The organism is Parabacteroides gordonii MS-1 = DSM 23371, assembly GCF_000969825.1.
GTDB classification, from domain to species: domain Bacteria; phylum Bacteroidota; class Bacteroidia; order Bacteroidales; family Tannerellaceae; genus Parabacteroides; species Parabacteroides gordonii.
Window position 1 is genome coordinate 4340185 of the sequence record NZ_KQ033919.1, and the last position, 26567, is coordinate 4366751.

Below are 26567 nucleotides of genomic sequence, written 5' to 3' on the forward strand. Positions count from 1 at the left end.
CCTGTTATGATAAAAAAAGAAGAAGTATTTAAGATCGGTATGTTTGCCAAGCCCCACGGAATAAAAGGGGAGATCTCGCTGGTGACGAACAGTGACGTGTTCGACGATGCGGAAGATCCCTGCGTGATCTGTGAAATAGACGGCATCCTGGTACCGTTCTTTGTGGAAGAATACCGTTATAAGACCGATACGGTCATCCTGTTGAAACTCGAAAATGTGAACGACGAGAAAGCTGCCCGCGAGTTTACGAACCGCGAAGCATTCTTTTTGCTGGATGCAGTCGATGAGGACGACCTGGTAGGTGATATGACCTGGGACAGCTTTATTGGCTATACCGTTATCGACGAGCATCATGGTGAACTTGGAAAAATAACCGATGTGGACGAAACGACGATCAACGTTCTTTTACAGATCGACCATAACGGAGAAGAACTGCTTCTTCCGGCCGCAGAAGAACTGATAACCTCTGCAGATCATGATAACAAAACGCTTCAGGTTTCTGTGCCCGAAGGTTTGCTTGATTTATAAAAACGTTAATTAGAGTAAACAATGCCCGTGTAGATACGGTTTTTGCTACTTTTGCGTTTTAACATAAAAGCATGGCACGAAAACAACGAAAGAACAATAAGAAATCATTCTGGCACCGGATCCGGTTTAAATACAAGCTGTCCTTCTTTAATGAAACGACGCTTGAAGAAGTGTGGTCTTTCCGGTTGTCGCAATTATCCGCCTTTCTGTCACTTGCCTTGTTTGCTTTCTTCCTGATCGCAGTCACCGCCCTGATCATTATCAAGACACCGATACGCAACTACCTGCCGGGTTATCTGGATGTGGAAATTCGTAAAGAGATCATGCAAAACGCTTTGCGGGCGGACTCGTTGGAACGGATGATCTCTATCCAGTCGCTGTACCTGGAGAATGTGGCCGGCATCCTGTCGGGAACGATCGAACTCGACTCTATCCGCCAGATAGACTCGCTGGCTCATGTGGATGCCAACTACGAGATACCCCGTACAAAGTCGGAAGAGAAATTCGTAAAGAATTTCGAGGAAGAAGAGAAATATAACCTGACGGTACTGAACCCTAATCCCGTTCCTACCGATGGCATCTTTTTCTATAAGCCGGTGAACGGTGTCGTTTCTTCTCATTACGAAGCGGATGCCCGCCATTTCGGGGTAGACCTGGTGGCCGCGCCGAAAGAAAGCGTACTGGCTACGCTCGACGGGACAGTGGTATTTACCGGTTTCGACCCGAATTTTGGAAATGTGATCCAGTTGCAGCACAAGAACGGTTTTCTTTCCGTTTATAAACATAATGAATTATTACTGAAGGAGATTGGCGACCATGTAGTGGCCGGTGAAGCGATTGCTTTGGTTGGAAACACTGGGAAACTTTCTACCGGGCCGCATCTTCATTTCGAGTTGTGGTATAAAGGTAATCCGGTCAATCCCGAAGAATACATAGCTTTTTAAGTATCCATGAAAAGAAGTTTAGCCATATTAGGTTCTACCGGTTCTATCGGCACACAGGCGCTGGAAGTTGTCAGCGAACATGCCGACCTGTTTGAGGTGTATGCCCTGACAGCTAATAACCAGGTGGATTTACTGATCAACCAGGCACGTAAATATATGCCCGAAGTGGTAGTCATTGCCAACGAACAGAAATATCCCGAATTGAAGGAGGCGCTCGAAGACTTGCCTATCAAGGTATGGGCTGGTTCGGATGCAATCGCGCAGGTGGTGCAGTCGGAGCCGATCGACATGGTGCTGACGGCAATGGTCGGCTATTCCGGCCTGAAACCGACGATCGCGGCCATTAAGGCTGGTAAGGCGATCGCTCTTGCCAATAAGGAAACACTAGTAGTGGCCGGTGAACTGATCACCTCGCTTGCCACAGAATATAAAGTACCGGTTTTACCCGTCGACTCTGAACATTCAGCTATTTTCCAGTGTTTAGCCGGAGAGTGGGAGAATCAGGTAGAAAAGATATTGCTTACTGCATCCGGTGGCCCTTTCCGTACAAAGACGATGGAAGAGTTGGCCGTGGTGACCAAAGCTCAGGCACTGAAACATCCGAACTGGACGATGGGAGCGAAGGTGACGATCGACTCGGCTTCTATGATGAATAAAGGTTTCGAGATGATCGAAGCGAAATGGTTGTTCGGTGTGGCTCCTGAACAGATACAGGTCGTGGTGCATCCGCAGTCTGTTATCCATTCGATGGTACAATTCGAGGATGGCGCTGTGATGGCACAGCTGGGCATCCCGGATATGAAGTTGCCTATCAGTTACGCTTTTTCTTATCCGAAGCGGTTGACGAGCAAAGCGCCCCGCCTGGATTTCAACCAATATTCCACCCTGACCTTCGAAGAGCCCGATATGACACGTTTCCGCAATCTTGCTTTTGCATTCGATGCAATCCGCAAAGGAGGAAATATGCCTTGTATCCTGAATGCGGCGAACGAGATAGTGGTAGCCGCTTTCCTGCGTGATGCAATCGGCTTCCTGCAAATGAGCGATGTGATTGAAAAGACAATGGAAAAGGTTTCCTTCATTACTGCTCCCACGTATGAAGATTATGTGGCAACCGATGCGGAAGCGCGCCGGATCGCGACAGCCGTCATGGAAACGACCGGCAGATAGGATATGGAACAAATATATGAGTAAAAAGAAATAAATTAATACAGACAAACAATAGATGGAGACATTTTTAATTAAGGCGTTACAACTCATTTTGAGTTTATCGATATTAGTCCTTGTCCACGAGTTCGGGCACTTTATCTTTGCCCGTATCTTCAAGGTTCGGGTAGAGAAATTCTACCTTTTCTTCGATGCTTGGTTTGCAATCTTCAAATTCAAACCGAAGAACAGTGAAACGGAGTATGGTCTGGGTTGGCTGCCGTTGGGAGGTTATTGCAAGATCTCCGGGATGATCGACGAGAGCATGGATAAAGAAGCAATGGCCCAGCCTGCCAAACCGTATGAATTCCGTTCCAAGCCTGCCGGACAGCGTCTGATGATCATGATCGCAGGAGTGTTGTTCAACTTCCTGCTGGCTTTGTTCATCTACTCGATGGTACTTTATACCTGGGGCGAAACATATCTGCCGCTGAAGAACATTTCACATGGTATGTTTTTCAGCGAGACAATGAAAGAAGTCGGCTTCAAGGACGGGGATATTCTCCGTTATGCCGATGCACAGGAACTGGATCGTTTGGATGAGTTTGCTTTGCGTCAGGTGGTAGAAGCTAAGAATGTAACCGTACTGCGTGATGGCATAGAAACAGTGATTCCGATGCCCGACGATATGATGCAGCGCATGATGCGTAACAAAGACGGTTTTGTCGATGCAAGCAATTTCCCGATCCCGATGGTCGTAAGAGAATTGCCCGATAAGGACTCACCAGCCCGTGATGCCGGTATGCAGCCGAACGATAGTATCGTTTCAATCAATGGAAAGGAAACCCCTACTTATTATGATGCAGCCGAAATGCTGGCTGATAATAAAGGAAAAGAAGTAGAGGTCGGTTTCTATCGTAACGGTCAGGAAATGTCGTTGCCGGTTTCTACAAATGCAGAGGGAAAACTGGGTATTTATGCCAAGACTCCTCTGGATTTCTACCAAACAAAGACTATTAAATACGGTTTCTTCGAGTCGTTCCCTGCCGGTATCCGTTTAGGTGTGAATACGCTGAAAGGATATGTAAACGACATGAAGTATGTCTTTACGAAGGAAGGAGCTTCAAGCCTGGGTGGTTTCGGTACGATCGGTGGTCTGTTCCCTGCCACATGGGATTGGAAGGTGTTCTGGACACGTACGGCATTCCTGTCAATCATCCTTGCCTTTATGAATATATTGCCTATTCCGGCATTGGACGGTGGTCATGTGATGTTCCTGCTCTATGAAGTGATCGCCCGCCGTAAGCCGAGTGATAAGTTCCTGGAATATGCACAGATCACGGGTATGTTCCTGCTCTTTGCCCTGCTTATCTACGCAAATGGTAACGACCTGTTCCGCTTCTTCTTCAAGTAAGTAATATAGTGGTTAATATATAAAAACTCTCTCTATTGAAATACCCCCAAAAGTTTTTCCAACTTTTGGGGGTATTTTTATATATATAGGTTGGATAGAGTGTTGTAATAATGAAAGAGTTAAAAAAATAAAGAGTTCGGTACAATACCGAACTCTTTACCAAAATATAGCGTAAATAACCTGTCCTACTTTCAGGGGGTGCTTCTTTTGCGATACTGCGGGTTATATTTTAACCGTATATCTGTTTATTCCCACTCAATAGTTGCATTGGGCTTCGGGGACATATCGTAGCAAACGCGGTTTACGTTCTTTACTTCTTTCAGGATACGGTCGGTGATCTTCATCAGGATAGGCCAGTCAACCGGTTCGATGGTGGCTGTCATGGCATCTACTGTGTTGACGGCGCGGATGATAACAGGCCAGTCGAAAGAACGGGCATTGTCACGTACACCTACTGATTTGAAATCAGGAACAACAGTAAAGTATTGCCATACTTTCTTGTCTAATCCGGCAAGCTGGAATTCTTCGCGCAGGATAGCGTCGGCTTCACGAACTGCTTCCAGTCTGTCACGGGTGATAGCACCCAGACAACGTACACCCAGACCTGGGCCGGGGAACGGCTGGCGGTAAACCATTTCGTAAGGTAAGCCCAATTCCAGGCCACATGCACGAACTTCATCCTTGAACAACTGACGCAGAGGTTCAACCAACTCGAATTTCAGGTCGTCGGGCAGACCGCCGACGTTATGGTGAGATTTTACCATCTTGGCTGTCTTTGTACCGCTTTCCACGATGTCCGGATAGATCGTACCCTGTGCCAGGAAGTCGATACCATCCAGTTTGCGGGCTTCTTCTTCGAATACACGAATGAATTCGCCACCGATGATCTTACGTTTTTCCTCCGGATCGGCCACGTTAGCCAGTTTGCCTAGGAAACGATCCGTAACGTCAACGTAAACCAGGTTAGCCTGAAGTTGGTTTTTGAATACCTCAACAACATCTTCCGATTCACCTTTGCGCATCAAACCGTGATTTACATGTACGCAAACCAGTTTATCGCCGATCGCTTTCAAAAGCAGGGCAGCCACAACAGAGCTATCTACTCCGCCTGACAGGGCCAGCAACACTTTCCTATCGCCAACCTGACGTCTGACAAGTTCGATCTGGTCGTTGACAAAGTTTGTCATGTTCCAGTTTGCTTCCGCTTTGCACGTATCGAAAACGAAAGACTTCACAGCTGCTTTGATGGCCTCTATATCGTCGGTAAATTCACCGAGTTTTACTTCACATAATGCTTTGTCGTGGCCGGCAGCCATCACAGGAATCCCCTGGGAATAAATGTCCGGATTTACATCGATAGCAACACCGTCGATCACATTGTTCGGGCCACCGTTGATGATGATACCTTTTACATTCGGTAATGCCTTCAGTTCCTCTACTGTGATATCGTGAGGATAAATTTCACTATAAACACCCAATGCACGGATAGCTCTGGCTAATACCGTATTTTCATGACTTCCCAGGTCTAAAATAACGATCATATCTTGTTTCATCGTATTCCTCCTAAAATTATTAAGTTAATTAGATTATCCTTCTTATATGCTTATTCCCACTCGATCGTTGCGGGCGGTTTGGAGCTGATATCGTACACGACGCGGTTTACGCCCTTAACCTTATTGATGATCTCGTTGGACACTTTAGCCAGGAATTCGTAAGGCAGTTGCGCCCAGTCGGCAGTCATAGCATCGGTAGATGTTACGGCACGTAAAGCGACCGTGTTTTCGTAAGTACGTTCATCACCCATTACTCCGACAGACTGGATCGGGAGCAAGATCACTCCGGCCTGCCATATCTTGTCGTATAATCCCCATTCACGCATCAGCGACATATAGATCTCGTCGGCATCTTGCAGGATACGAACTTTCTCCGGTGTGATATCGCCCAAGATGCGGATACCCAGACCCGGGCCGGGGAACGGATGGCGTTTGATCAGGTGCGGTTGCATACCCATCTCCATACCTACGCGGCGAACCTCGTCTTTGAAAAGAAGGCGAAGAGGTTCTACCAGTTTCAACTTCATTGTGTCGGGAAGTCCGCCTACGTTATGATGGCTCTTAATGACAGTCCCCGTAATAGACAGAGACTCGATAACGTCCGGATAGATCGTGCCTTGTCCCAGCCATTTAATATCTTTCAGCTTGTGGGCTTCCTCGTCGAATACATCGATAAAGCCTTTGCCAATGATCTTTCTTTTCTTTTCAGGATCGGAAACACCCGCCAGTTCTTTATAAAACCGGTCTTTTGCGTTTACTCCGATCACATTCAGTCCCAGATGTTCGTAATCTCTCATTACGTTCTCGAACTCATTCTTACGTAATAAACCATGATCGACAAAGATGCAGGTCAGGTTCTTGCCGATTGCCTTATTCAGCAGTACGGCTGTAACGGAAGAGTCAACGCCTCCGGATAATGCCAGGATCACTTTATCGTCTCCCAACTGCTCTTTCAGTTCGGCTACCGTTGATTCGATAAAAGAAGCAGGTGTCCAGTCTTTGGCGCATCCGCAGATATTCAGGAAATTATCTAACAGTTTGGTTCCGTCGGTAGAGTGGAATACCTCCGGGTGAAATTGTACACCCCAGGTCGATTCGCCTTCAACATGATAAGCAGCAGCTTTCACATCGTCTGTGCTGGCAATAACTTTGAAGTTTTCAGGTAATACCGTGATTGTATCTCCATGCGACATCCAGATCTGGGAACCTGTATCGATACCTTTCAGTAAAGGATCATCATTATTAATGTATGAAAGATTGGCACGTCCATACTCGCGTGAGTTGGCTGGTTCAACATTGCCTCCGGATGTATAAGCCAGAAACTGAGCTCCGTAACAGATTCCTAATACCGGGTACTTGCCACGAATTTCACTCAAGTCAGTCTTGAATGCATTTTCGTCGTATACGGAGTAGGGGCTTCCTGAAAGGATTACACCTTTCACATCGGTAGCATCATGAGGGAATTTGTTATAAGGAACAATCTCGCAATACATGTTTAACTCTCTGACCCTGCGGCCAATCAATTGAGTTGTTTGCGAGCCGAAATCAAGAATAATAAGTTTCTCGTGCATGCAGTGTTATTATTTAATTGAGTGGGGCAAAGGTAGTAATTTTATTTCTAAAAACTTGTAAACCATCTTCCATATCTGACAATACAAATGTTGAATGATCTCCCTCTTTCTTAAAAAATGTATAAACAGGCCGGATGTGTTTTTATACATCCGATTAAACATTACCTTTGTACGTTCATTTTATCAGGAACCGTATGGATACAGAAAAGAAAGAAACAAAGGAAATAAATAAGCTCTCATTATTAATCATGGCGGTAGTGATATTAGTCTTGATTATCGCTGGTGCAGGTTACTATATTTATCAGCAGAAACAACAGATGAGCGACCTGGTTCAGGCGTATGATCTGGATAAGGAATCGCTCGAAGATGAGTTCAACGAGTTGTCCATGCAATATGAAGGTTATAAATTTCAGGTGGGGAATGACTCGCTGATGAGTTTGTTGTCTACCGAACAGGCCAAAGTGCAACGTTTGATGGAGGAATTGCGTACCGTAAAAGCAACCAATACCAAAGAAATAGCCCGTTTGAAGAAAGAGCTTGAGACCATGCGTAAGATTATGCGTAACTATGTGGCTCAGATCGATTCATTAAATAGGGAAAACGAACAGCTGAAAGTAGAAAAGAAAGAGGTGGTGCAGAAATACCAGCGCGCTACTTCCCAGGCTGCTACCCTGAAGAAAGAAAAAGAAAAATTGTCGGAACGTGTTACTCTGGCCAGCCGCCTGGACGCAACGGGAATCACTGTCACTCCGGTAAACTCACGCGGAAAGCTGGCTAAGAAGATCAAGAGAATGGAACGTTTCGTAGTTGACTTCCGCATTGCCAAGAATATTACCGCTCCTGTCGGGGAAAAAACAGTATATGTACGGATCATGAAGCCGGACGATGACGTGCTGGTAAAAAGCCGTGCCGATGTATTCCCCTTTGAAGGGAAAGATATCAACTATTCGATGAAGAAGTTGATCGAATACGATGGGGAAGAATATCCGGTTACAATGTATTGGGACATTGAAGAGTTCCTTTCTCCGGGTACTTACCGGGTGGATATATTTGTAGACGGCAACTTGATCGGAAAGAAAAACTTCGTTCTGGAAGATTAACAATGGAAACAGATAGCCACTTTGCAAGACTTTTAGCGGATCTTCCGGAATCCCTGGCCCGTGATGAAGCTTTTGTGAGTGAACTGAAAAGTATAGCCAAAGTGGTATCTGTCAATAAAGGCGATTATCTTCTCCGTACCGGCGAACTATGCCAGGATGCCTATTTCATAAATAAAGGTCTCTTCATTAATTTATATGTAAGTGAAAAAGGGGACGAATGCGTAACCGGCTTTTCGTCCGACTATATGTACCCTTTTCTTTCCGCTATCGGATATTTTACACAAGCACCTTCTGAATTCGAGATTAAAGCACTGGAATCCGGCGAACTGCTTCAATTCTCCCGTACGCATATCGAGGATCTGTCTTTGCGCTATCCCTTATTTGCCTCGTATTACCAAAATGCGATGCTGACCATCATATCGAAACTTTATTCCATGTTCGCTATCCGGCAGTCATGTACCGCCGAAGAGTTTATCGAATATCTTTATAACCACTACATGTGGATCATGCAGCGTGTTCCCGATAAATATATTGCTCAATATATGGGGATCAGCAATGCATGGTATTGTAAGCTGAAAAAGCGCATCTTTAATTGAATTAATTCAATTTTATATTTAAAGTAAACCAGTACTTTTGCATCGATTATCGTACATTTGTCTGAAAGCGACGGATGTATCCTGGTCGTGTATAAACAATCGGAGATCGCCAGTTGTTTTTTATTAAGAATAAGGTGATAAGATGTATTAGTGATTATATAAGTCTCCGGATGAAAAAACAATAAGAAAGATGAAACGCATTATCGTATTAGTAGGATTGTTGGTCTGGTCTGGTTATGCTAATTCCCAACAAACTTTGACATTGGAAGAATGTCGAAACTTAGCTATTCAGAATAATAAGGAGTTACAAATGTCCGGCGAAAAGGTGAAGGCGGCTAACGAAGAGAGAAAGGCGGCTTTTACCAAATACTTTCCACAGCTCTCCGCTATGGGAGGATATATGTGGAATCAGAAAGATATCAATTTGCTGGATATGGATGCTTTGAGCGCCAAGCTCGGTTCCGCTCTGGGGCCGATTGCCCAGCTTCCTGTTTTCGGACAACTGATGGGAGGAATCGATGAGATGCAGCATCTGGATGTGCAGAATATCTGGGTGGGAGGTGTCTCGCTGGTTCAGCCGGTCTTTATGGGAGGGAAGATCGTTTCCTATAACCAGATAACCAAATATGCCCGGGAACTGGCTGAGTCGATGAACGACCTTCAGTTGCAGGAAGTCATTTATAAAACGGATGAAACTTACTGGCAGGTAATTTCGCTTATCAATAAGAAAAAGTTGGCGGATGCCTATGTCAGCCTTCTCCGGAAGATGGATAGCGATGTGACTGCCATGATCGCGGAAGGTGTCGCTACCCAGGCGGATGGCTTGTCTGTGAAGGTGAAACTGAACGAGGCGGAAATGGCGCAGACCAAAGTGGAAAACGGACTGGCGCTGACCCGTATGCTGCTTGCCCAGATCTGCGGATTGCCGCTGGATGAACCGTTGGCGCTGGCTGACGAAAACATAGAGAGCTTCCCTGTCCACTCCAACGATGCCACGGCGAATGTAAACGAAGCCTTTGCGAACCGTGACGAGTTAAAGAGTCTCGAACTGGCGGCAAAGATTTACCAGAAGAAAGAACGTATCGTTCTGGCGGATATGCTACCGAATGTAGCCCTGTCAGCCAACTACTTGGTGACGAATCCCAATGCATTCAACGGATTTAAGAATGAATTTGCCGGCATGTTCAATGTCGGGGTGATGGTGAAAGTACCCCTGTCCGGTTGGTGGGAAGGTACATATAAAAGAAATGCCGCCCGTGCGGAAACCCGTATCCAGACCCTTCAGCTGATGGAAGCCCGTGAAAAGGTGGAGTTGCAGGTGAACCAGTCTGTCTACAAAGTGAACGAGGCCAATAAGAAGCTGACCGCCTCGAACCGTAACATGGAAAATGCGGAAGAAAACCTGCGTCATGCCAATCTGGGTTTTGAAGAAGGCGTGATCCCTGCACTGAACCTGATGGAGGCACAAACCGCCTGGGTATCGGCGCGTTCCAGTCTGATCGACGCCCAGATTGAAGTCAAACTAACGGAAGTTTACCTGACGAAGTCGATGGGTAAGCTCTCGGTCAATGAACAGAAGTAATAACAATAAAAATATACAAAGATGAACGAGAATAAAAAGTTTTCGATCAGCAACATGATGTTGGCATTTATCACGGTATTGGTCGTGATCGGATTAGTCGCACTGACCGGTTTCTTTTTGCTGACTCCGCCCGATGATATTATTATGGGACAAGCCGAAGCAAACCAGGTTAGAATTTCGGGAAAGGTACCTGGACGTGTCGAGTCGTATCGTTTCGATGAGGGTGACCGGGTGAAAGTCGGCGATACGCTGGTTTACCTGAATACCCCGGAAGTCCTGGCGAAGTTGCAACAGGCCGAAGCCGCGCAGAAAGCTGCCGAAGCCCAGAGTGCCAAAGCTATCAAGGGAGCCCGCGTACAGGAAATAGCCGGAGCCTACGAAATGTGGCAAAAGGCGCAGGCCGGCCTTGAAATAGCTAAGAAATCGTATACCCGTGTGCAGAACTTATATGAAAAAGGGGTAATGTCTGCTCAGAAAAGGGATGAAGCGGAAGCAAATTATAAGGCGATGGTTGCCACGGAGAAAGCAGCCAAGTCACAGTATGACATGGCTATGGACGGTGCCCGTTCGGAAGATAAGGCCGCAGCTGCAGCCCTGGTTCAACAGGCAGGAGGTGCAGTCGCTGAAGTGGAATCGTATCTGAAAGAGTCGGCGTTGGTATCGCCGATCGACGGGGAAGTATCTGAACGTTTCCCGCAGGTAGGCGAGTTGGTGGGAACCGGTGCCCCGATCATGAATATTACCGACCTGAACGATATGTGGGTTTCTTTCAGCGTCCGTGAAGACCTGCTGAAAGATATCAAGATCGGTTCCGAGTTGAATGCGTTTATCCCAGCACTCGACAACAAACCGATCAAGCTGAAAGTATATTATATGAAGGATATGGGCTCGTATGCAGCCTGGAAAGCGACTAAGACAACCGGCCAGTTCGACTCGAAGACCTTTGAGGTACGTGCCCGTCCGCAGGAGAAGATTGCTGACCTGCGTCCCGGAATGTCTGTTGTGATGAAGAAAAAAGGAAACGAAATATTATGACCCTGAAGCAGAGTTTACATAGTATCTGGAATGTGGCGAAGCGGGAAATGCACCGGCTGACATCGAAGTCGATTTATTTCTTCTGTATGCTGGTCGCTCCGGCTCTCTGTGTTGTCTTTTTCCTGTCGCTGATGCAGGACGGGTTGCCGACCAATCTGCCGATCGCAGTGGTCGACATGGACGGCTCTGCCACATCCCGCAACCTGATCCGCCAGCTGGATGCTTTCGAACAGACGGAGGTTGTCTACAAGACAGCGACCTTCGATGAGGCGCGCCGGGAGATGCAAAAGGGAAATGTATACGGTATTTTCTATATACCGAAAGACTTTGCCGTCGAAGCTACTACGGGAAAGCAACCGACTTTGTCTTTCTATACCAACGGCACCTACCTGATCGCCGCATCCCTGCTTTTCAGGGATATGAAGACGATGTCTGTTCTGGCAGGCGCTTCGGTCGGTTTGCAGACCGGGTTGGCTAAAGGCTATACGACCGACCAGATCATGGGACAGCTCCAGCCGGTTGTGGTCGACACGCATGCGCTCGGTAACCCCTGGCTGAACTATTCTGTTTACCTGAACAATACGATCCTACCGGGAGTACTTCAATTGATGATCTTCCTGGTGACGGTATTCAGTATCGGTACGGAGATAAAATACTCGACAGCCCGCCAGTGGATACAGACGGGAGGCAACTCGTTTACCTTGAGCTTGCTGGGAAAACTTCTTCCGCAAACCGTTATTTTCACGGTCGTGGCAATGTTGTGCTGTTCCGCGTTGTATGGTTTCAATGCATTCCCGTTGAACAGCGGCTGGATGCCGATGGTCGCCGCCCTGTTCCTGCTGGTGGTCGCTTCGCAGGCGGTGGGTGTCTTTATGATCGGGACACTGCCTACTTTGCGTCTGGGATTGAGCTTTGCCAGCCTGTTCGGGATGATCGCTTTCTCGATTGTCGGTTTCTCCTTCCCGGTTCTGGGTATGGATCCGACCTTGCAGGCACTGAGTACTTTGTTCCCTCTGCGGCATTACTTCCTGATCTATGTGGATCAGGCGTTAAACGGGAGAGACTTGTTCTATTCATGGACTGAATATGCCTGGCTGGCCGGTTTCCTGATCCTGCCTTTCCTGATCGGGAAACATCTTAAAAATGCATTGCTGTACTTTAAATATATTCCGTAAAACTGAAAGTAATGAAAAGAGAACATCGTTTACGATATATAATCAAAGAAGGCATTCAGGATACCTTTTTTATCTGGAAAGATGAACTGAAGAATGTATTCAAAGACTCAGGGGTTATGATCTTTTTCTTCCTGGTTCCGTTCGTCTACCCGCTTTTGTATGCATTCATCTATAACAATGAGGTGGTGCACAATGCCAAAATGGTGGTGGTTGACCAGTCGGACTCCTACCTGAGCCGCGAATATATCCGTAAGGTGGATGCTACGGCCGATGTGAAGGTGGTCGCCGTCTGTGCGGATATGGAAGAGGCGAAGCGGATGCTGGATGAGAAAAAGGCGTATGGTATCCTCTATTTTCCGAGCGAGTTCAGTAAAAATATACACAAAGGAAAACAGGCCACAGTCTCTCTTTATTGCGATATGAGCGCCCTGTTGTTTTATAAAGCGTTCCTGTTGGCAACTACCGAAGTGTCTCTGGAAATAGGTCGAGAGATACGGGCGCAGAACAACCCGTCGTCGACGATCGAGCAGGAACAGATCACGATCAATCCCATCCCGTATGAGTCGGTCGCCCTGTTTAACTCGCAGAACGGCTTTGCCAGCTTTCTGGTGCCGGCTATCCTGATACTGGTTATTCAGCAGACACTGATCCTGGGGATCGGTATGCTGGGAGGGACGGCGCGCGAGAAGAACCGTTTCCACAGCCTGGTGCCGGTCAGCCGCCATTTTAACGGAACGTTGCGTATCGTATTCGGGAAATCGCTTACTTACCTTTTATTATATGTTGTCGTATGTATCTGGGCTTTGGCGGTAGTTCCGAAATTGTTCTCTTTGCCGCAGGTGGGAGAGCCGTGGACAGTCATGTTGTTTGTGCTGCCTTATCTGTTTGCATCCATCTTCCTGTCGATGACGCTGTCCGGCTTTATGACGAGCCGCGAATCGCCGATGCTGGTGTTTGTTTTCACTTCGGTGATCCTGTTGTTTATCTCCGGGGTATCCTGGCCGAAAGAAGCGATTCCGCCGTTCTGGAAAGCGGTTGGGTATCTGTTCCCTTCCACGCCGGGGATACAAGGTTTTATCCGGATCAATACGGCAGGTGCCAGCCTGAATGAGGTCGCCCATGAGTACCGAACGCTCTGGATACAGGCCGGTGCTTATTTCATTACAGCTTGCGTTATCTACAGGTACCAGATCATGCGCAGCCGCAAACTGATCATTAAGCAATACCGGCATATGAAGATGAAGCAGGTATTGCATCAAAAGTAATTCATCGTATCTGTATTTTAGAGGTTTGCTGTTGATGTTCGCTGGTTGCACGGACAATGTAGTTGCCTTTGTCGAGATGCGTCGTGAAGAGACAGCCCGACGGGGTATCTGAGTAACGAAGCAACCGGCCGGCAAAATCATAGATGGCGACGGTTTGCAGCTGTTCTGTGGCGGTGACGATCAGTTGCCCGCGGGCAATCGTATAGATACGGATCGTTTCTGTTTCGATCTTCTCATTACCGGTGGGGGTACCTGCACGCAGGAAGTAGCGGCCGCATGTGTTGGCGGCTATTGTGATACTGCTGTTGTGGTGCAGGGCTGTCTCTGTTTTCTTTTCGACGTCATAGAGGGTAGTGCCGGTGAAGCGGTCGAGGCCCTCGAAAGTGAGGGTGACTGTTTCCGGGTTATTTCCATTGTTTCCACTGCGATTGCTGTACGTGCCGACCGGGATGTTCCACAGGTTGGAGGTACGGTTGATGCTGGCGGCCATTGTTCCGGCTACGGTGTAGATGGCCGGGAGGTCGCCCAGGTTGGAGTCGAGGAAGAGTTCGGCATCCTCGTTCGCTGTGTACTCTTCGGAGGCTGTCCGGTCGTAGGCAATGACGGCGCGGCTTTGGCGTCCGTCGGCGGTGGTGGCGACAAGCGTGAGGAGTGGGAGCGGGGAGGATGATTTTAAGGTGGCGGAACTTGCGGTGGTGCCGGTATTAGCGGTGGGGGCTAATGCCTGCATGTTGGCACTGAAGGTTACTGTATTATTATCTGCATACGTTGATGTCTCTTTTTTTTCAACGAAGAATGATTGGAGTGGGGCGATCCTTGTTGCGTCCCCTATGTTCGCTATCCAGTCGCTGCTGCTAGTACCACCAACGGCGGCGGTTTGGTTGTCGCCTGTTAGCATCCAGTATTTTGGTTGCAGGTTGCTGTTTGCATCAAAGAACTTAGAAGCATCCAGGTATGCCATGAATGGGTTGCCGATCAGGTGATAGTCGGCATCCTTACTGGCTGTGTTTTTGTCTAGTGTGACGGTTATTGTTGGGCTGTCGGGTGTTGATCCTGTTGGCTTTAGCTCGTCGGATATCAGCCTACCGGCTTTGTTTTTCTCTGTATCACTGGTACGTACATTAATCGTGCCGATCTCGGTAGTACTGCCGGACTCGTAATAACTATACTCTGTATCTGCTTTCGGGAAACGGAATAAAGCTACTGCCGGATCAGTTGCCGGGGTTGTTGTTGTCGACAGGTTGAGTACTTTCACGGAGAAACCTTCTCCCGGTGTGTAAGGTACAGCTACATTGTTATATACTCCGCTCCAATTACCGGAGACGGCGACTGTTTTGTCATTGCTGCTGCCGTCGCTTCCTATTGTTATCATATTGGCTTCTTGTTTCCATCCACGTTGATAAACGGATGGTTGGAAGCGGTTGTATTCGGCCGTGTTAAATGTAATATCCTTGAAGTACTCCGTTGCCTGGGTTCCTGTGTTCATGGTGTACCAATCGCCGGCCACTACGGATTGTAGTGGAGAGGCCAGGGTGTACCAACGGCTACCTGCCAGTTTGTAATCGATCCAGGCTTTATTGTAGGTCAGGAGTTCAGTGTGCGGCATGGCGGTCGACGGTTCAAAATGGATCTGGTCGACGGTGTTGGTATAATAAGTTTCGCAGTTGTATGCGACATTGTTACTTGATGGGGTAGTAGCTTCCTTTACCATCAGATCGTATTCGATATGCGTTGTTGCCGGATTCGTTATGGTGGCGGACTTAGCTAGATCGAGGATCGGATGGTCAGAACTTCCAATAGAAGTCGTGTTTGGAGTAGCCTCGTATAATTGTACCTGCTTTCCTTCGGGAATGGTAACCTTTGTGAAGCTCATCGGGACAAAGCCGTAATAAGTTTCGCCGGACATATTATAGCCGTTGTTGTAACTGTCGGCATTGGAGCCGGTCATATGCAGTTCGTCGGCAGTGGAGCGGAGCCAGTTGTCGTCGTTGTTCCAGTTGCCGGAGCCGTCGGCGGGGCCTGACCATTTCTGGTATTCGGGGACGACCTTCAGGTTGAAGGTGAGGTTGCCTTCGCAGGTGCTGACGGGATTGTCCTTGCTATCGTCTTTAGCTTCCTTCTCCCCCACGCCCTCGTTGAAATAAGCCATTAACGTGTACCAGTAACCTTCTCGGAACTTGGGAGCAGACATTCCTTCCGCAATAGTTGCGGTGGGGGTACCGAAATGGACACGGATATACTGGTCGGCGGTTGCAGTGGGAGAACCTGCTTTGTCGGATGCAGTATTGTCGGGTATAGCATTTATTGTCTTTATGGTAGCGACCGGCCATGTGTGGCTTTCAAAGGTTCCTGTTTTGTTTATCTCTGCTATTTTATTTGCCACCATCGGATCGTTCGAGTCAATCAGGTACAGGTAAGGATAGGTGGTGTTTATTGTGAATGATGGAGCTGTTGTAGAACTGGTCGTCGCCGTACCTGCTGAATTGAGTTTGATGTTTCTCAAAGGAATCTCCAACAAAGCGTTCTCTGAGTTGCAGGCTTCCTGTATCCCTTTGCTTGCCCGGATGGTTGGGAAGTAAGTCTTATCGGGATTGTCAGTTCTTTCGTCGGGATAAACCACATCCTCGAAGCCGACGTGGGCTACCGGGGCATTTCCGTTGATATCCAGTTGTATTTCCATCGGGTCTGTGCAGATGATGGTCTTTTTATCGGTCTCTCCCAGTTCGAGCGGAATAGGGACGACTACGAGCTTGAACTTATTATCGCCATTGTCTGTGGCATGGGCATTCAGGGTGGCTTGTCTCAGGATCAGCTTATTTTCCTTTACCAGGGTGGCCAATAAGTCTTTATCTGATTGGTTATCCGTTGTCCATTCATCCGGGGTGGTGGCATCGGGACAACTTTCGCGGAAGTTTATCAGGGCCTGATGGATACTGTTGCTGCCGGTGGTAGTTGTTGTACTGACACTGCCCGGTTCTTTCTGAAATTCTTCCAGCGAACTCAGATACCAGTCGTAATAAACGTTTTCTGTGATAGGTTTTACCTCCCCCGAACCATCGGTGTCGGCTTTGAGCTGTACGCCGAAGTTGACGATCTGGCCGTTACAGAACGTATGATCTGACTTTTCCGAAAGCATGCCGTTCACCTTGATACTGTTCTGCGCTTCCAGTTGGAAGCTCGTTTTGGCTACACATGAATTTGCTGCCAGCGGTGCATTATAGTAGTATTTGAATCGTTCCAACTGGGGTATATAACTACCGTCTCCTCCTTCTTCATGGGGATCCCCATGATTTTCTTCCAGTATCAGAAAATAGGTGCGGAAAGGCTCCAGTGCACAATGAATATCGGCAACAAGCGCCTTACCCTGACTATCACTCAGGCGGTAGAAATGCCCGGCATCATTGGCATCCGTAATCTCATTTGATTGGGTATTGGTTATTGCAGGATCATACACTTTGTTCTTTTCATCCTGATAATAAGGACTAAAGAGCAATTTGCCAAAATCGAAATCGGTGGTTTGGGTTTTGCTGTCTTCTCCCTGGATAGGATAAGACAGTTTTATGATCGACTCTTCAAATGCTTGTTTGAGTTGAGCGTCGGTAGGATCATTTCCAAGTGCTTTGTATCTGGTAATATATTTTGCGGAGTCGACGAAGCAGAAGCTGACATGATCTATGCCTTCTGTCGTCGATGATGATTCTTTCTCTTCCACCCCTAACCGTGACAACAGGCGATCCCAATCGAGAGTCATTTCTAATAAAGCATCGACATTGTTGGCATGGCAAGTCGGTGATTTTTGCTTTACCTCGACTTTGGGAGAGGCTATATAGACACGGATATCGTCTATATACATGTCGCCACCTTTGGTCGAGGCACTGTTGTTGTCTATCTGCAAGACGTAAGAATCGTAAGCGGTTTGCAATGCACTTTTGTTGGTAAAGGAGAAATAGACGTGTAGCCATTGGTTACAATCATTTTCACCTCCAAAGCCGGGGATGTTGGGGTGAGTCCCGCTGGTGGTATAGGTACCCGGTATCTGTCCGGTCTGGTAGCGGTAGATCGGAGTGTAGCTTCTGTCTCTCTCTTTACCACTTTTACCTTCTGTAACTCCCATAATCGTAAACAACATGGCTGCATTATCTGAATTAGCAGACATTCCTGTGTTATATGGCTGTGCCACTTTCACCCAGGCGCTCACGAACAGTTGGGAACCCGGGCAAAGAGGATGATCGAATGTCAGGCGGGCAATCATTCCCGGCTGGTCAGATGCGTCGACATATAGGTGGTAGGTACTTTCTTCCCTTTTTCTGTTTTCTCTAGATAATGTAGGGGCTTTTGGTACAGAGGAGTTCAGTCCCCAAGTTGTACTTCCATTTTCAACATAGTCGTTTAGAATAGCATAATAACCCCATTGAGGGAGTTGTTTGTCGCCATTTTGCCCCATGAAATCGTATTTCCCATCTTCTCCGGCACGTTCACGAGCGCTTCCGTCGTAGAAGCCGTAGCTGCTTTCAGACCATCCGAGCGGATAAGGGTAGACCTGTGGTTGCCCGTATTTACCGGCAATCTCAGAGGGAAAATCGAAGTCCAGACCTGTGACGCAGGTATAATGTTCTTCCAGGTATTTTGGCGTGCGGTATGTATATTCTGTTAACGATGCATCAGCTTTTGCTCCTGAGGTACTGGTTGGATTATCGATCAGGTTGATCTGGCTTTGTGTCAGTAAGGCGGAACTTTTATTAAAGGTGAGCTTGAAACGGGCGATATGAAAAGTCTTGCCACCAACTTTTTTGGTTACTAGGATAGTGGCGGTAGAGCCGTCCGTGACGGATAGCGTGCCATTGGTGTCTGGATTGCCGGGGTATTTGAAATGGATGATGCGGTTGGTTCCGCTTAATGTCGATGAGGTTAAAGTATTTCCATCGGCATCACATAATTGTATATCGGATTTATTACTTCCAGCACCGTCTCCATCTATTAGATTAACAGTAAGTGTTTCTGTATCATTCGTGTTTGTCGGCACGGCATACGCATTGGCTGCGGTAGCGATACATACCATTTCCTGTGTTTTGTCGGGAATGCGTATGGCCGGCATGTTGATTTCGTATTCTTCCAGGTACTTTACTTCGGTATCAGGCTTGCCTATTTGTTCCTTAAAAAACGTATAACGCCAATCTTTCTCATTCTCAATGGCTCGTATGCAGTAGATGATGCGGTGTGAAAGGGTGGGTTCGGTGTATGGGCCTAAACCTTTGTAGCCTCCAAAATACATAATAGAATCTCTCTTAAAGTCCTCCGCATAGTCGGTATACCCAGACACATCGCAGGCTATCAGGTATTCATTATTATCAGGGTTGACTGTTGGAAATGTTCCAAATTGCTCATCCGTAGGATAATAGAAATACATATCGAGGGCCGGTACGTTGGTCCCATTCATGGCTATGGATGAAGGATTACCCACATATCCATTGGCGAAACGAACCGGCCTTGCTCCCTCATAACTTTCAAATGTTGTAGGATACAATAAATCTTTTACTAACCCATCTGTGCTAGCGGTAACGCCATCACTCCCCACCTCAAAAGTCTTACCCGTCTTTAAATTATACCATCGTTGATAACTTCTTATGCTGTAACTATTTTCCGATCGGTCGGGCAACGAAAGCAGGTATTTTGATCCTTTATGTACATAGATCGTGTCGATAAGTACATGCGAAGGCTGTATGCTATCATTGCTTCCGTCTACTGTAACAACGAAGACTCCTTTTTTATCGAATTTATCTTCTCCGTCGGCGACTTGAAGTCCGTCCATTTTGCGTAAATAAAACCACTTGGTCTTTGTTTTGTTTTGGATTGTCTCAGTGGTCTTGTCGGGTCTGTAATAATCTTTAGGCATTGTTGTTCTCGTCTGTCCCCAGGCCAACGGGGAAAAGACGAAGGTTATCGACAGCATTGTCAGGAGGAGGTATGTATTCTTTCTGCTTCTCATATCCGGTTTTTGTTTTATAGTTCTATATGGATGGGTTGGGAGCCGGGGGCGGCTTTCGTCAGGTCGTCGGTCAGCGGGCTGACTTGGATAGTCAGGGGGAACGAACGGGTTTGCGTGCTGCCGCTTTTTGTGAACTTGGCACTGACGGTAATCTTTTGAGCTGCAATGACTGTTGCCGGGATGGCCTCGCTCGAAAGTACGAGGGTGGCATCCGCACCTGACAGGTTGCAATTGAAATAGTCGGGAGTCGAGGGGACGCAAGACCATGTTACGTCACTTCTCTTTATCGTCCCGCTTTCTTTCAGTTGGATGTCGATCTTGACGTTGCTGCATCCTTCCGGGAGTTCGATCGTGTAGCCGTTGCCTATATTCTTACTTACCGCTATCGTGCCGATCGCAGCCAGTTCGTATGTGCCCGTTATATTCAGTGAATAGTCGGTCAGGTGGATGGTCAGCGGATAGACACGGTTGCGGGGGATGGCCTGATGAAATGTCGTTGTGCGCGGGTTTGTTTCGTCATGGATCTGCATCGAGACGCCGAATGCGGACGTTGTTCCAATTATTTCATGCAGGTAGAAAGGGGCGATCGACGGGGCATCCGTGCTACCGGAAGGCTGTACCCATTTCCAGTCGGACGGGGTCGAAGTGCCGGCAGTGGGGTCGTCTTTTCCGGTAGCAGTCCGGAAAAGGGAGGTGTTTACCCGTAAGAAATCTTGGATTGTCAGGGAGGTGATCTTATTGGTTTTGCTCTCTCTCTCATCTTCAATCGTTATCTCCATTCTTGCAGCCATGCGAACGAGTTGGACGGTGTAGGGCGTTTTGGAACTTTCGGTTACTTCCCAGGAGGTAAAGGCCGACATGGGGAAACCGTTGGCGTCGGTTATCTCCGGGAGGATGTTGAATGCCTGGTTGTCGGTGACGGCTTTCGGCACGGCTGCCCAGTCATCGGAACTGGTAGCCAGCCCCAGGGCGGAGAAGCCGCTGCCCCTGCAATTGGCAAAGGCATAGACTGTTTTTGCACCGGGAAGCAGTTCGATGGACGACGAGGTGGTCGCTTGGTCGCCGTTACCGGAGATCGTGAAATCCTTCTCGGTTACATGCTTCTCGACATTTCCTTTATCATTTATAATATAGATGTCGAGCGCATCGATCTTGCCGTCTGCGGAAATTTCCGGGGCGGTGGCGGGCGATGTGTCGCCGGCCTTTGTGATGGTAGCAGTCTCCGTCTTTTCGGGGGCGACCCTGATGGTGACGGGCACGGGTTTATCTGCGGGGATTCCGGATGCCCCTGCTGTCTCAGCGGAGCATCCGGACAGGGCGGCTACAAGCAAAAAGCCTGCCAGCCCCGCAATAAACAGTATGTATAGGGCCTGTTTATTGCTCATAGTGTGTCTCCTTTCCCAGATTTATATCGTCGAGCCGGATCGTCCAGTCGTTGACGATGATTTCAAGATAATGTGCTTTGCCGCTCCGCAGGTCGAGGTAGACCAGGATGGTGTATTTGTCCTGACGGTCGAGATATTCCTGTGCGCTGATGTCGTGGCTTTCCATGCGGGTGAGCAGTAGGAAGCCGGTCAGGTCGACGCTGAGGAAAGGAGCCGTTTCGCCCTGCTGGGTGATGCGGAGCGAGGTAGCCGTGCCGTCGAGCAGGCGGAGTGTGTTGAGTTCGTAGATGGCGGCGGAGTAGGCCGGTTTGCCATCGGGGGTGTTCACCCGGCCGGAGCCTGTATAGTAGGGCAGCCAGGTGAAGGTATCGGAGGAGAGCGGGGCGTTCGATGCGTCGAGATTGCCGACCACTGTCGTGGCTGCGACCTTGAAGCCGGCGGGATCGATGGCGGTTCCGCTGTTGGTGTCGATCAGGACGAGACGGAGTTTGTTGGTGTTCTTGACGAGCGGGAAGAGGATGTCGGTGCCATCCTCCGTATCTTTTACCGTGAGTTCCTGCTGTCCGTGGAACAGTCCCGAGAGTTCGCGTCCGACGATGTTGGCGGAGTCGGGTTTGACGGCCATTTTCCAGTCGCCGATCGGGTCGCCCGGTTGGGGCGTGCTCCAGGTGTAGTCCGCCTCGTTCAGTCCGCACCATGCCATCAGCCGGTAGGTGCCGGGGGCGAGGTCGAGTTCTACGCGGTTGGCCGTCAGTTCCTCTCCGGCTACGGTGTGCGAGGAGAGGAAACGGCCTTCCTTGTCGTAGATATAGAGTTCCATCTGTTTGGCCTTCTGCTGGTTGGTCATCTCGTGGGCGAAGGCGTCGGCGAACTTCATATTATAGGTATAGGAGAATTGCAGGTGGCGTCGGCAGGGGGGCAGGTCTTCGCGGATCGAGTCGCACGAAAAGAGGCCTGCACCGAGGAGCGCCAGGAGCGGTAGTAGCCGGAATATCGTCGTGTTGAGTTTCATCTTTATTCTGTTTATAAGTAAATATTGTCTCCATCCATCTTAGTCCATGTTTCGACGGAGGCTTCTATGTTTATTCCGTTGTTTCCGGGTTCGGGGCCGGGACCAGGATCAGGACCGGGATCAGGACCCGGGTCAGGTTCAGGGCCGGGCCCCGGTTCGTCGGGCGGTGTGGGCTCGGGGTCGGGAGCCGGGAAGGGGACTTCGCCGCCCAGGCGGTCTATACCGGAGATTTTCAGCCGGTAAATATTGTTGCGCACGATGGCATATTCCATGATGCCTTGCCGGGTGTCGTCGCCGTCGTTGGAGTGACGCACGCGCCAGGTGTAGTAGCAGATGCCGCCGGGGTATTCGTGGACGGGCATCCGGTAGGTCGCGCCTTCTTTCGAGGCTTCTTCGCGCGAAGCGTAGAGCCGGCCGTTGCAGACGTAGAAGGTCTGCCCATCGCTGAACCCTTGCGGGGTATAGCGGGCGCGGAAGACGACGGTGGTACAGTAGGCGTCGGTCTGGTGTTCGCGGCTGATGGTGTTTTCCATCGTGTAGCCCAGCCGTAGCCAGTCGCCTGCGGGTATGCCGGAGGTGGCGACGTTTTCCCAGTCTGCGGGTGTGTTGCCGAAGGAGGTATAGTAATTCGCGTAGAGCGCGGAAACATCGATGTTTGTTTTGCGAAGGCTCCAGGGGTCGACCACGTAGTTTTGCTGCGGGCCGCCGGTTGCGGGGAGTTCGTCGCCCAAGTATTCGACAGGGGATGCTGCGGTGAGACGGCCGTCGGTGTCGGCGTCGGTTACCCGTTTGAGGAAATAGCTACCCGCCTGCATTTTGTTGAGGATGGCTGCGCCGAGGATGGAAACCCGGGCGTTGCCGTAGTCGGGGTCGGCTACCGGATAGGCGGTTTGCGTGGTGCGGTAGTCGATGCGTGCTGCCAGGCGCTCCACTTCGACGGTTGCGTCGGCGGGATTGTTTTCGGGGTTGCCGCATAGGGTGACGCGGTCGGCGGTATGTCCGTCGGAGGTCATGACGAAACGGGAGCAGCTGCCTTTGTCCTCTGTCCAGGCGGAGGTGAGGAGGTAGTCGCGGATGTCGCCGAGCGTCTTGCCGCTGAAGGAAGGGCGTAGGTCGCCCGTGTTGGCTGCTACCAGCAGGTCGTATTCTCCTTCGGGGAGGTCGACGGCGATCAGGGTCGTGGTGTCTTTTTCGTTCGCCGCGCGGTCGAAATACAGTATCTTGTCGATCGGCGTGCCGGCCGGGGCGTTGCTGCGTGCTGCGGCCTGGTAGAAGAGGAGGAGGAAGTTGTCGATGCGGTTCTCGTTGTCGAGTCCGGTCTCGCTTCCGTTGCCCGTTTCGCCCCCGGCGGGGTTCGAGCGGGTGCCGTTGCCTGTGGAGGAGGGCGGACAGCGGAGGGATACCCGCAGGTAAGACAGGGTGGCGACTGCCGGGTCGTCGCCGTCTCCTCCTATGCGAATTTCGTTGGAGCAGGCGGAAAGAAGGAGCAACAGGGCGGTTACCAGATATGTCAGTTTACGTTGGGTCATTTGTTTAAATAATTGTAATACAATGTGTTTTCAGACGCGGATGACGCGGATTTCGCGGATCGGGAGACTGATGAAAAAGGGTGCCGCAGGGAGTTGCCGAGAGGTGCCGCAGCCTTCCTCCCAGGGGTGCCGCAGCCCTCTTAGTAAGGGTGCCGCACCTCTCCGGTGATGGGTGCCGCACCCTTCGGAACAAAGGTGCCGCACCCTCCGGAACAAAGGTGCCGCACCCTCCGGAAGCCGGTTGCCGCGACTCTGGGACGATGGGTGCCGCAGAGGTCGGTAAGGGGCTTCCGGTGCTTCCGGAGCGGGGTTATTCGATTACCGGACGGTCGTCTTCACCACCTCCGCCGGGTGTCTTTTCTGTTTTTTCCTTTACGCGTTCAAAGTTTACTTTTCCACGTATATCCTGGAGAAGCTTTCCGGGGATATATTGAACCTTCGGCTTCTTCATCATCGTGGCAGCATCGAACGTGTCCGGGGTTGCGGAGCCTTTGCTTCCTCCTGAGAGCAGAAAGCTGCCCAATTCACCCATCTGGACCAGGCGGCCTTCTTTTACATTTTTAGCAATATGATGAGCGGCACGGTCAATGCAGCTCTTTACATCAGCGCTGGTCAAGGCTGTTTCCTCGGCCACATCGCCACATATTTCCTCGAAACCGACGGTTCCGTTGTTCACTAACTGCGCAAAATATTTTATTGCGTCCTCAGGTGCATCCTTGGAAAAATCTTTCCGCTTGACTAATTTGTATTTAGCACTCATGATTTTAAATTTTAAGATTATTATTCATCGCGCACCGGTTCCGCAGTGCAGCGTGTTATTTTATATTTATGTAATCGATCAGGCCTTTCCCGGGAGTGAATTTGACCGACAGGGTCGGTTTAAGCATACAGGGGACACCGTTTTTGGGGTTACGTACCAGGCGTTCTTTCCGGCGGTTGGGATAGAGTTTTCCGAAATTGCGTAAATTGATTTCTTCGTTTGCTGCCAGCGCTTCTGCGATGGATTCCAACATCGTATTAACAAACAGGTGGGTTTCACCTACAGGTTTGTCCAGTTTACGGGCTATGATCGATTCGAGTTTATTCTTGTTCATACTAGTGTTTGTTTTACAGTTCAACTTATTTATGAAATAAGTTAAATACCCCCTGCCAAGTAGATTGTAATAGGGTAAAAGAGGTCTGAATAAATGTTTATTTCCCGTATTTCCCCTTCCTAAAGTGTTAAACTCCGGGTGTTTTAAAAACAAATATTAGAATAACGGATGTTAAAGCATGAGAAGGGCGGCTCGTCATACCCCTACATATCCGCAGGAGGGCATAACAAGTAACATATTCACCAAAAACATCTATAAAAAAGTAAAAACCGCTATACGGTGTAAGAGATTGCCGCCTCAGGAAAAAAAATGTTCCCGTTTTACTTCCTTTATTCCGTTTAATCTTCTACATTTGTTGCGCATAAGCAGTGGGTAACAAAAAATATCGTTGGATATTCAACAAACATTTTCTGTACAGCCTTATTTCATAAATAAGCACTCTTCCCGGTACCACCTTTCACATTTTTTACCAATAGTAAGTTTATGGATTTAGTGATTGCCCGGTTGGCCTTGTTCAGCTCGGACTGGTCGAGTTGTCCGAGGTAGTAACGCGTTGTTTTCTCTGACGTGTGCCCCATTCCCTTGCCGATCACCGAGACCGAGACATGCCGCCGTTGCGCTTCTGCCGCCCAACTGCGCCGCATGACATACGAGGTCAGGTTGGGATGTATCTTCAACAGCTTGCCGATCGTTTTCAGCGCTTTGTTGTAGGCGGCCAGCATCCCTTTGTATTGACTGTGGGTGACAGGCTTCGACATCACCGGGAAAAGATATTCGCCGTCGTTGCGGTATTTCCGGATGATATGCCACATGCCGGGGGTGATTTGCATCCGTATCTGTATACCTGTCTTGTGGCGGTTGTAAACGATATCGCGGCCTTGTATGTTGCTTTTCTTCAGGTGGATCATGTCGACGAAAGGCATCCCGAAGGCCATGAAACTGAAGAGGGAAAGGTCGGCTCTGAATGCCAGGCGGGGATCGTGGCTGAAATCGGTTGTGGCGATCTTTTCAATGCCGGCCGATGTGAGTGGTTGCCTGACCGTTACATCCCGTTTCAGTTTCAGATGCAGGAAAGGATGTTTTCCCATCTTGAAGGGGTGGTCGTTCAGCACGGAGTTGAATATGGCCCGCAAGCTGCTGGTATAGCTGTTGATGGTGTTGATCCTCAGGTTTTTTGCTTGCAGGTAGCCCTGGAAGTCGCTCACCTGTGTCGGGGTGATCTCGCTGAGATAAATGTCCTTTTCCCCCAGGAACTCGAGGAACCGGTGGCCGGCTGCCTGGTAGAGGTCGGCCGTACTGTCTTTCCCCATCGACCGCTTGCTTTCGACTCGCCTGCGGATACATTCGGTGAGGAGAAGGTGTTTACCTTTTCTTGTTTTTACTGTTGTCATTTCGTTCGTGTTTATAGATGTTGTAAAGATAACAGATTTCTCCTGTGATAGTTGATAGATGGCTGTTGACAGTTATTATCATTAGCAGGTTTCATTAAATTGATTACTTTTGTGAAACTAATTCTAATATATCATGCTGAGAAATATCTTCTTTTCAACTCTTTTACTGGCCGGTAGTTTTCTGGCACAGGCGCAAGACCGTGAGTATGTAATCGTTGTACATGGTGGAGCGGGAGATGTGGCCAAACTGGAAAGCGATCC

Annotated in this window: 19 protein-coding genes; 10 read left to right on the forward strand and 9 right to left on the reverse strand. The window is 48.9% G+C overall.

Annotated elements, in window-relative coordinates; genetic code table 11:
* The first annotated feature begins 6 nt into the window (after positions 1 to 6).
* The 4 genes from rimM (at position 7) to rseP (ending at position 4032) form a co-directional block, all read left to right on the forward strand.
* On the forward strand, positions 7 to 528 hold the full coding sequence (gene rimM / locus HMPREF1536_RS16375) for a ribosome maturation factor RimM (protein WP_028726323.1): 522 nt from the start codon (positions 7 to 9) through the stop codon (positions 526 to 528).
* A gap of 71 nt (positions 529 to 599) precedes the next feature.
* Entirely contained in the window at positions 600 to 1472 is an 873-nt protein-coding gene (locus HMPREF1536_RS16380) for a M23 family metallopeptidase (RefSeq protein ID WP_028726324.1), read from the forward strand.
* Positions 1473 to 1478: 6 nt separating this feature from the next.
* Positions 1479 to 2642 (forward strand): 1-deoxy-D-xylulose-5-phosphate reductoisomerase, encoded by a 1164-nt coding sequence (locus HMPREF1536_RS16385; RefSeq protein WP_028726325.1) that lies wholly within the window; start codon positions 1479 to 1481, stop codon positions 2640 to 2642.
* Positions 2643 to 2697: 55 nt separating this feature from the next.
* Positions 2698 to 4032: an RIP metalloprotease RseP gene (gene rseP / locus HMPREF1536_RS16390; protein WP_028726326.1), complete on the forward strand. Its 1335-nt coding sequence runs from the start codon at positions 2698 to 2700 to the stop codon at positions 4030 to 4032.
* Positions 4033 to 4277: 245 nt separating this feature from the next.
* Here rseP and guaA (HMPREF1536_RS16395) read toward each other — a convergent pair whose 3' ends face one another.
* Together guaA (HMPREF1536_RS16395) and guaA (HMPREF1536_RS16400) are read right to left on the reverse strand one after the other, a co-directional pair.
* The gene (gene guaA, locus HMPREF1536_RS16395; RefSeq protein ID WP_028726327.1) at positions 4278 to 5585 is read right to left on the reverse strand and encodes a glutamine-hydrolyzing GMP synthase; all 1308 of its coding nucleotides are present in this window, start codon (positions 5583 to 5585) and stop codon (positions 4278 to 4280) included.
* Positions 5586 to 5635: 50 nt separating this feature from the next.
* Complete coding sequence (gene guaA, locus HMPREF1536_RS16400) at positions 5636 to 7156, reverse strand: glutamine-hydrolyzing GMP synthase (RefSeq protein WP_028726328.1); 1521 nt, start codon at positions 7154 to 7156, stop codon at positions 5636 to 5638.
* A gap of 194 nt (positions 7157 to 7350) precedes the next feature.
* Between guaA (HMPREF1536_RS16400) and HMPREF1536_RS16405 the strand changes: the two genes are divergently transcribed.
* The 6 genes from HMPREF1536_RS16405 (at position 7351) to HMPREF1536_RS16430 (ending at position 13909) form a co-directional block, all read left to right on the forward strand.
* Entirely contained in the window at positions 7351 to 8256 is a 906-nt protein-coding gene (locus tag HMPREF1536_RS16405; RefSeq protein ID WP_028726329.1) for a hypothetical protein, read from the forward strand.
* Positions 8257 to 8258: 2 nt separating this feature from the next.
* On the forward strand, positions 8259 to 8852 hold the full coding sequence (locus tag HMPREF1536_RS16410) for a Crp/Fnr family transcriptional regulator (RefSeq protein ID WP_028726330.1): 594 nt from the start codon (positions 8259 to 8261) through the stop codon (positions 8850 to 8852).
* A 190-nt stretch (positions 8853 to 9042) separates the two neighbouring features.
* On the forward strand, positions 9043 to 10434 hold the full coding sequence (locus HMPREF1536_RS16415; protein WP_028726331.1) for a TolC family protein: 1392 nt from the start codon (positions 9043 to 9045) through the stop codon (positions 10432 to 10434).
* A 21-nt stretch (positions 10435 to 10455) separates the two neighbouring features.
* Positions 10456 to 11469 carry an HlyD family secretion protein gene (locus HMPREF1536_RS16420; RefSeq protein WP_028726332.1) on the forward strand — a complete coding sequence of 338 codons (1014 nt, stop codon included), beginning with the start codon at positions 10456 to 10458 and terminating at the stop codon, positions 11467 to 11469.
* Entirely contained in the window at positions 11466 to 12644 is a 1179-nt protein-coding gene (locus HMPREF1536_RS16425) for an ABC transporter permease (protein ID WP_028726333.1), read from the forward strand. Before HMPREF1536_RS16420 ends, HMPREF1536_RS16425 begins: the two co-directional genes overlap by 4 nt.
* 11 nt (positions 12645 to 12655) lie before the next feature.
* Positions 12656 to 13909, forward strand: a complete 1254-nt coding sequence (locus tag HMPREF1536_RS16430) for an ABC transporter permease (RefSeq protein ID WP_028726334.1) — start codon at positions 12656 to 12658, stop codon at positions 13907 to 13909.
* A 1-nt stretch (position 13910) separates the two neighbouring features.
* Here the strand turns inward: HMPREF1536_RS16430 and HMPREF1536_RS16435 are convergent, their stop codons facing one another.
* The 7 genes from HMPREF1536_RS16435 to HMPREF1536_RS16465 form a co-directional block, all read right to left on the reverse strand.
* Positions 13911 to 19895: a T9SS type A sorting domain-containing protein gene (locus tag HMPREF1536_RS16435; protein ID WP_028726335.1), complete on the reverse strand. Its 5985-nt coding sequence runs from the start codon at positions 19893 to 19895 to the stop codon at positions 13911 to 13913.
* 14 nt (positions 19896 to 19909) lie between these two features.
* Positions 19910 to 21280 carry a fimbrial protein gene (locus HMPREF1536_RS27925; protein WP_028726336.1) on the reverse strand — a complete coding sequence of 457 codons (1371 nt, stop codon included), beginning with the start codon at positions 21278 to 21280 and terminating at the stop codon, positions 19910 to 19912.
* Positions 21270 to 22292 carry a FimB/Mfa2 family fimbrial subunit gene (locus HMPREF1536_RS16445; RefSeq protein WP_028726337.1) on the reverse strand — a complete coding sequence of 341 codons (1023 nt, stop codon included), beginning with the start codon at positions 22290 to 22292 and terminating at the stop codon, positions 21270 to 21272. Before HMPREF1536_RS16445 ends, HMPREF1536_RS27925 begins: the two co-directional genes overlap by 11 nt.
* An 11-nt stretch (positions 22293 to 22303) precedes the next feature.
* Complete coding sequence (locus tag HMPREF1536_RS27680; RefSeq protein ID WP_046151791.1) at positions 22304 to 23821, reverse strand: Mfa1 family fimbria major subunit; 1518 nt, start codon at positions 23819 to 23821, stop codon at positions 22304 to 22306.
* A gap of 310 nt (positions 23822 to 24131) precedes the next feature.
* Positions 24132 to 24581 carry an HU family DNA-binding protein gene (locus HMPREF1536_RS16455; RefSeq protein WP_028727635.1) on the reverse strand — a complete coding sequence of 150 codons (450 nt, stop codon included), beginning with the start codon at positions 24579 to 24581 and terminating at the stop codon, positions 24132 to 24134.
* Between the two features lie 55 nt (positions 24582 to 24636).
* The gene (locus HMPREF1536_RS16460; protein WP_028727634.1) at positions 24637 to 24915 is read right to left on the reverse strand and encodes an HU family DNA-binding protein; all 279 of its coding nucleotides are present in this window, start codon (positions 24913 to 24915) and stop codon (positions 24637 to 24639) included.
* 425 nt (positions 24916 to 25340) lie between these two features.
* A complete protein-coding gene (locus tag HMPREF1536_RS16465) occupies positions 25341 to 26306 on the reverse strand; it encodes a site-specific integrase (RefSeq protein ID WP_044192095.1) in 966 nt (321 codons plus the stop codon).
* Positions 26307 to 26567: the final 261 nt, after the last annotated feature.

Coding starts and splice junctions, on each gene's coding strand:
- rimM (WP_028726323.1), top strand. CDS start 7: ATGATAAAAAAAGAAGAAGTATTTAAGATCGGTATGTTTGCCAAGCCC.
- HMPREF1536_RS16380 (WP_028726324.1), top strand. CDS start 600: ATGGCACGAAAACAACGAAAGAACAATAAGAAATCATTCTGGCACCGG.
- HMPREF1536_RS16385 (WP_028726325.1), top strand. CDS start 1,479: ATGAAAAGAAGTTTAGCCATATTAGGTTCTACCGGTTCTATCGGCACA.
- rseP (WP_028726326.1), top strand. CDS start 2,698: ATGGAGACATTTTTAATTAAGGCGTTACAACTCATTTTGAGTTTATCG.
- guaA (WP_028726327.1), bottom strand. CDS start 5,585: ATGAAACAAGATATGATCGTTATTTTAGACCTGGGAAGTCATGAAAAT.
- guaA (WP_028726328.1), bottom strand. CDS start 7,156: ATGCACGAGAAACTTATTATTCTTGATTTCGGCTCGCAAACAACTCAA.
- HMPREF1536_RS16405 (WP_028726329.1), top strand. CDS start 7,351: ATGGATACAGAAAAGAAAGAAACAAAGGAAATAAATAAGCTCTCATTA.
- HMPREF1536_RS16410 (WP_028726330.1), top strand. CDS start 8,259: ATGGAAACAGATAGCCACTTTGCAAGACTTTTAGCGGATCTTCCGGAA.
- HMPREF1536_RS16415 (WP_028726331.1), top strand. CDS start 9,043: ATGAAACGCATTATCGTATTAGTAGGATTGTTGGTCTGGTCTGGTTAT.
- HMPREF1536_RS16420 (WP_028726332.1), top strand. CDS start 10,456: ATGAACGAGAATAAAAAGTTTTCGATCAGCAACATGATGTTGGCATTT.
- HMPREF1536_RS16425 (WP_028726333.1), top strand. CDS start 11,466: ATGACCCTGAAGCAGAGTTTACATAGTATCTGGAATGTGGCGAAGCGG.
- HMPREF1536_RS16430 (WP_028726334.1), top strand. CDS start 12,656: ATGAAAAGAGAACATCGTTTACGATATATAATCAAAGAAGGCATTCAG.
- HMPREF1536_RS16435 (WP_028726335.1), bottom strand. CDS start 19,895: ATGAGAAGCAGAAAGAATACATACCTCCTCCTGACAATGCTGTCGATA.
- HMPREF1536_RS27925 (WP_028726336.1), bottom strand. CDS start 21,280: ATGAGCAATAAACAGGCCCTATACATACTGTTTATTGCGGGGCTGGCA.
- HMPREF1536_RS16445 (WP_028726337.1), bottom strand. CDS start 22,292: ATGAAACTCAACACGACGATATTCCGGCTACTACCGCTCCTGGCGCTC.
- HMPREF1536_RS27680 (WP_046151791.1), bottom strand. CDS start 23,821: ATGACCCAACGTAAACTGACATATCTGGTAACCGCCCTGTTGCTCCTT.
- HMPREF1536_RS16455 (WP_028727635.1), bottom strand. CDS start 24,581: ATGAGTGCTAAATACAAATTAGTCAAGCGGAAAGATTTTTCCAAGGAT.
- HMPREF1536_RS16460 (WP_028727634.1), bottom strand. CDS start 24,915: ATGAACAAGAATAAACTCGAATCGATCATAGCCCGTAAACTGGACAAA.
- HMPREF1536_RS16465 (WP_044192095.1), bottom strand. CDS start 26,306: ATGACAACAGTAAAAACAAGAAAAGGTAAACACCTTCTCCTCACCGAA.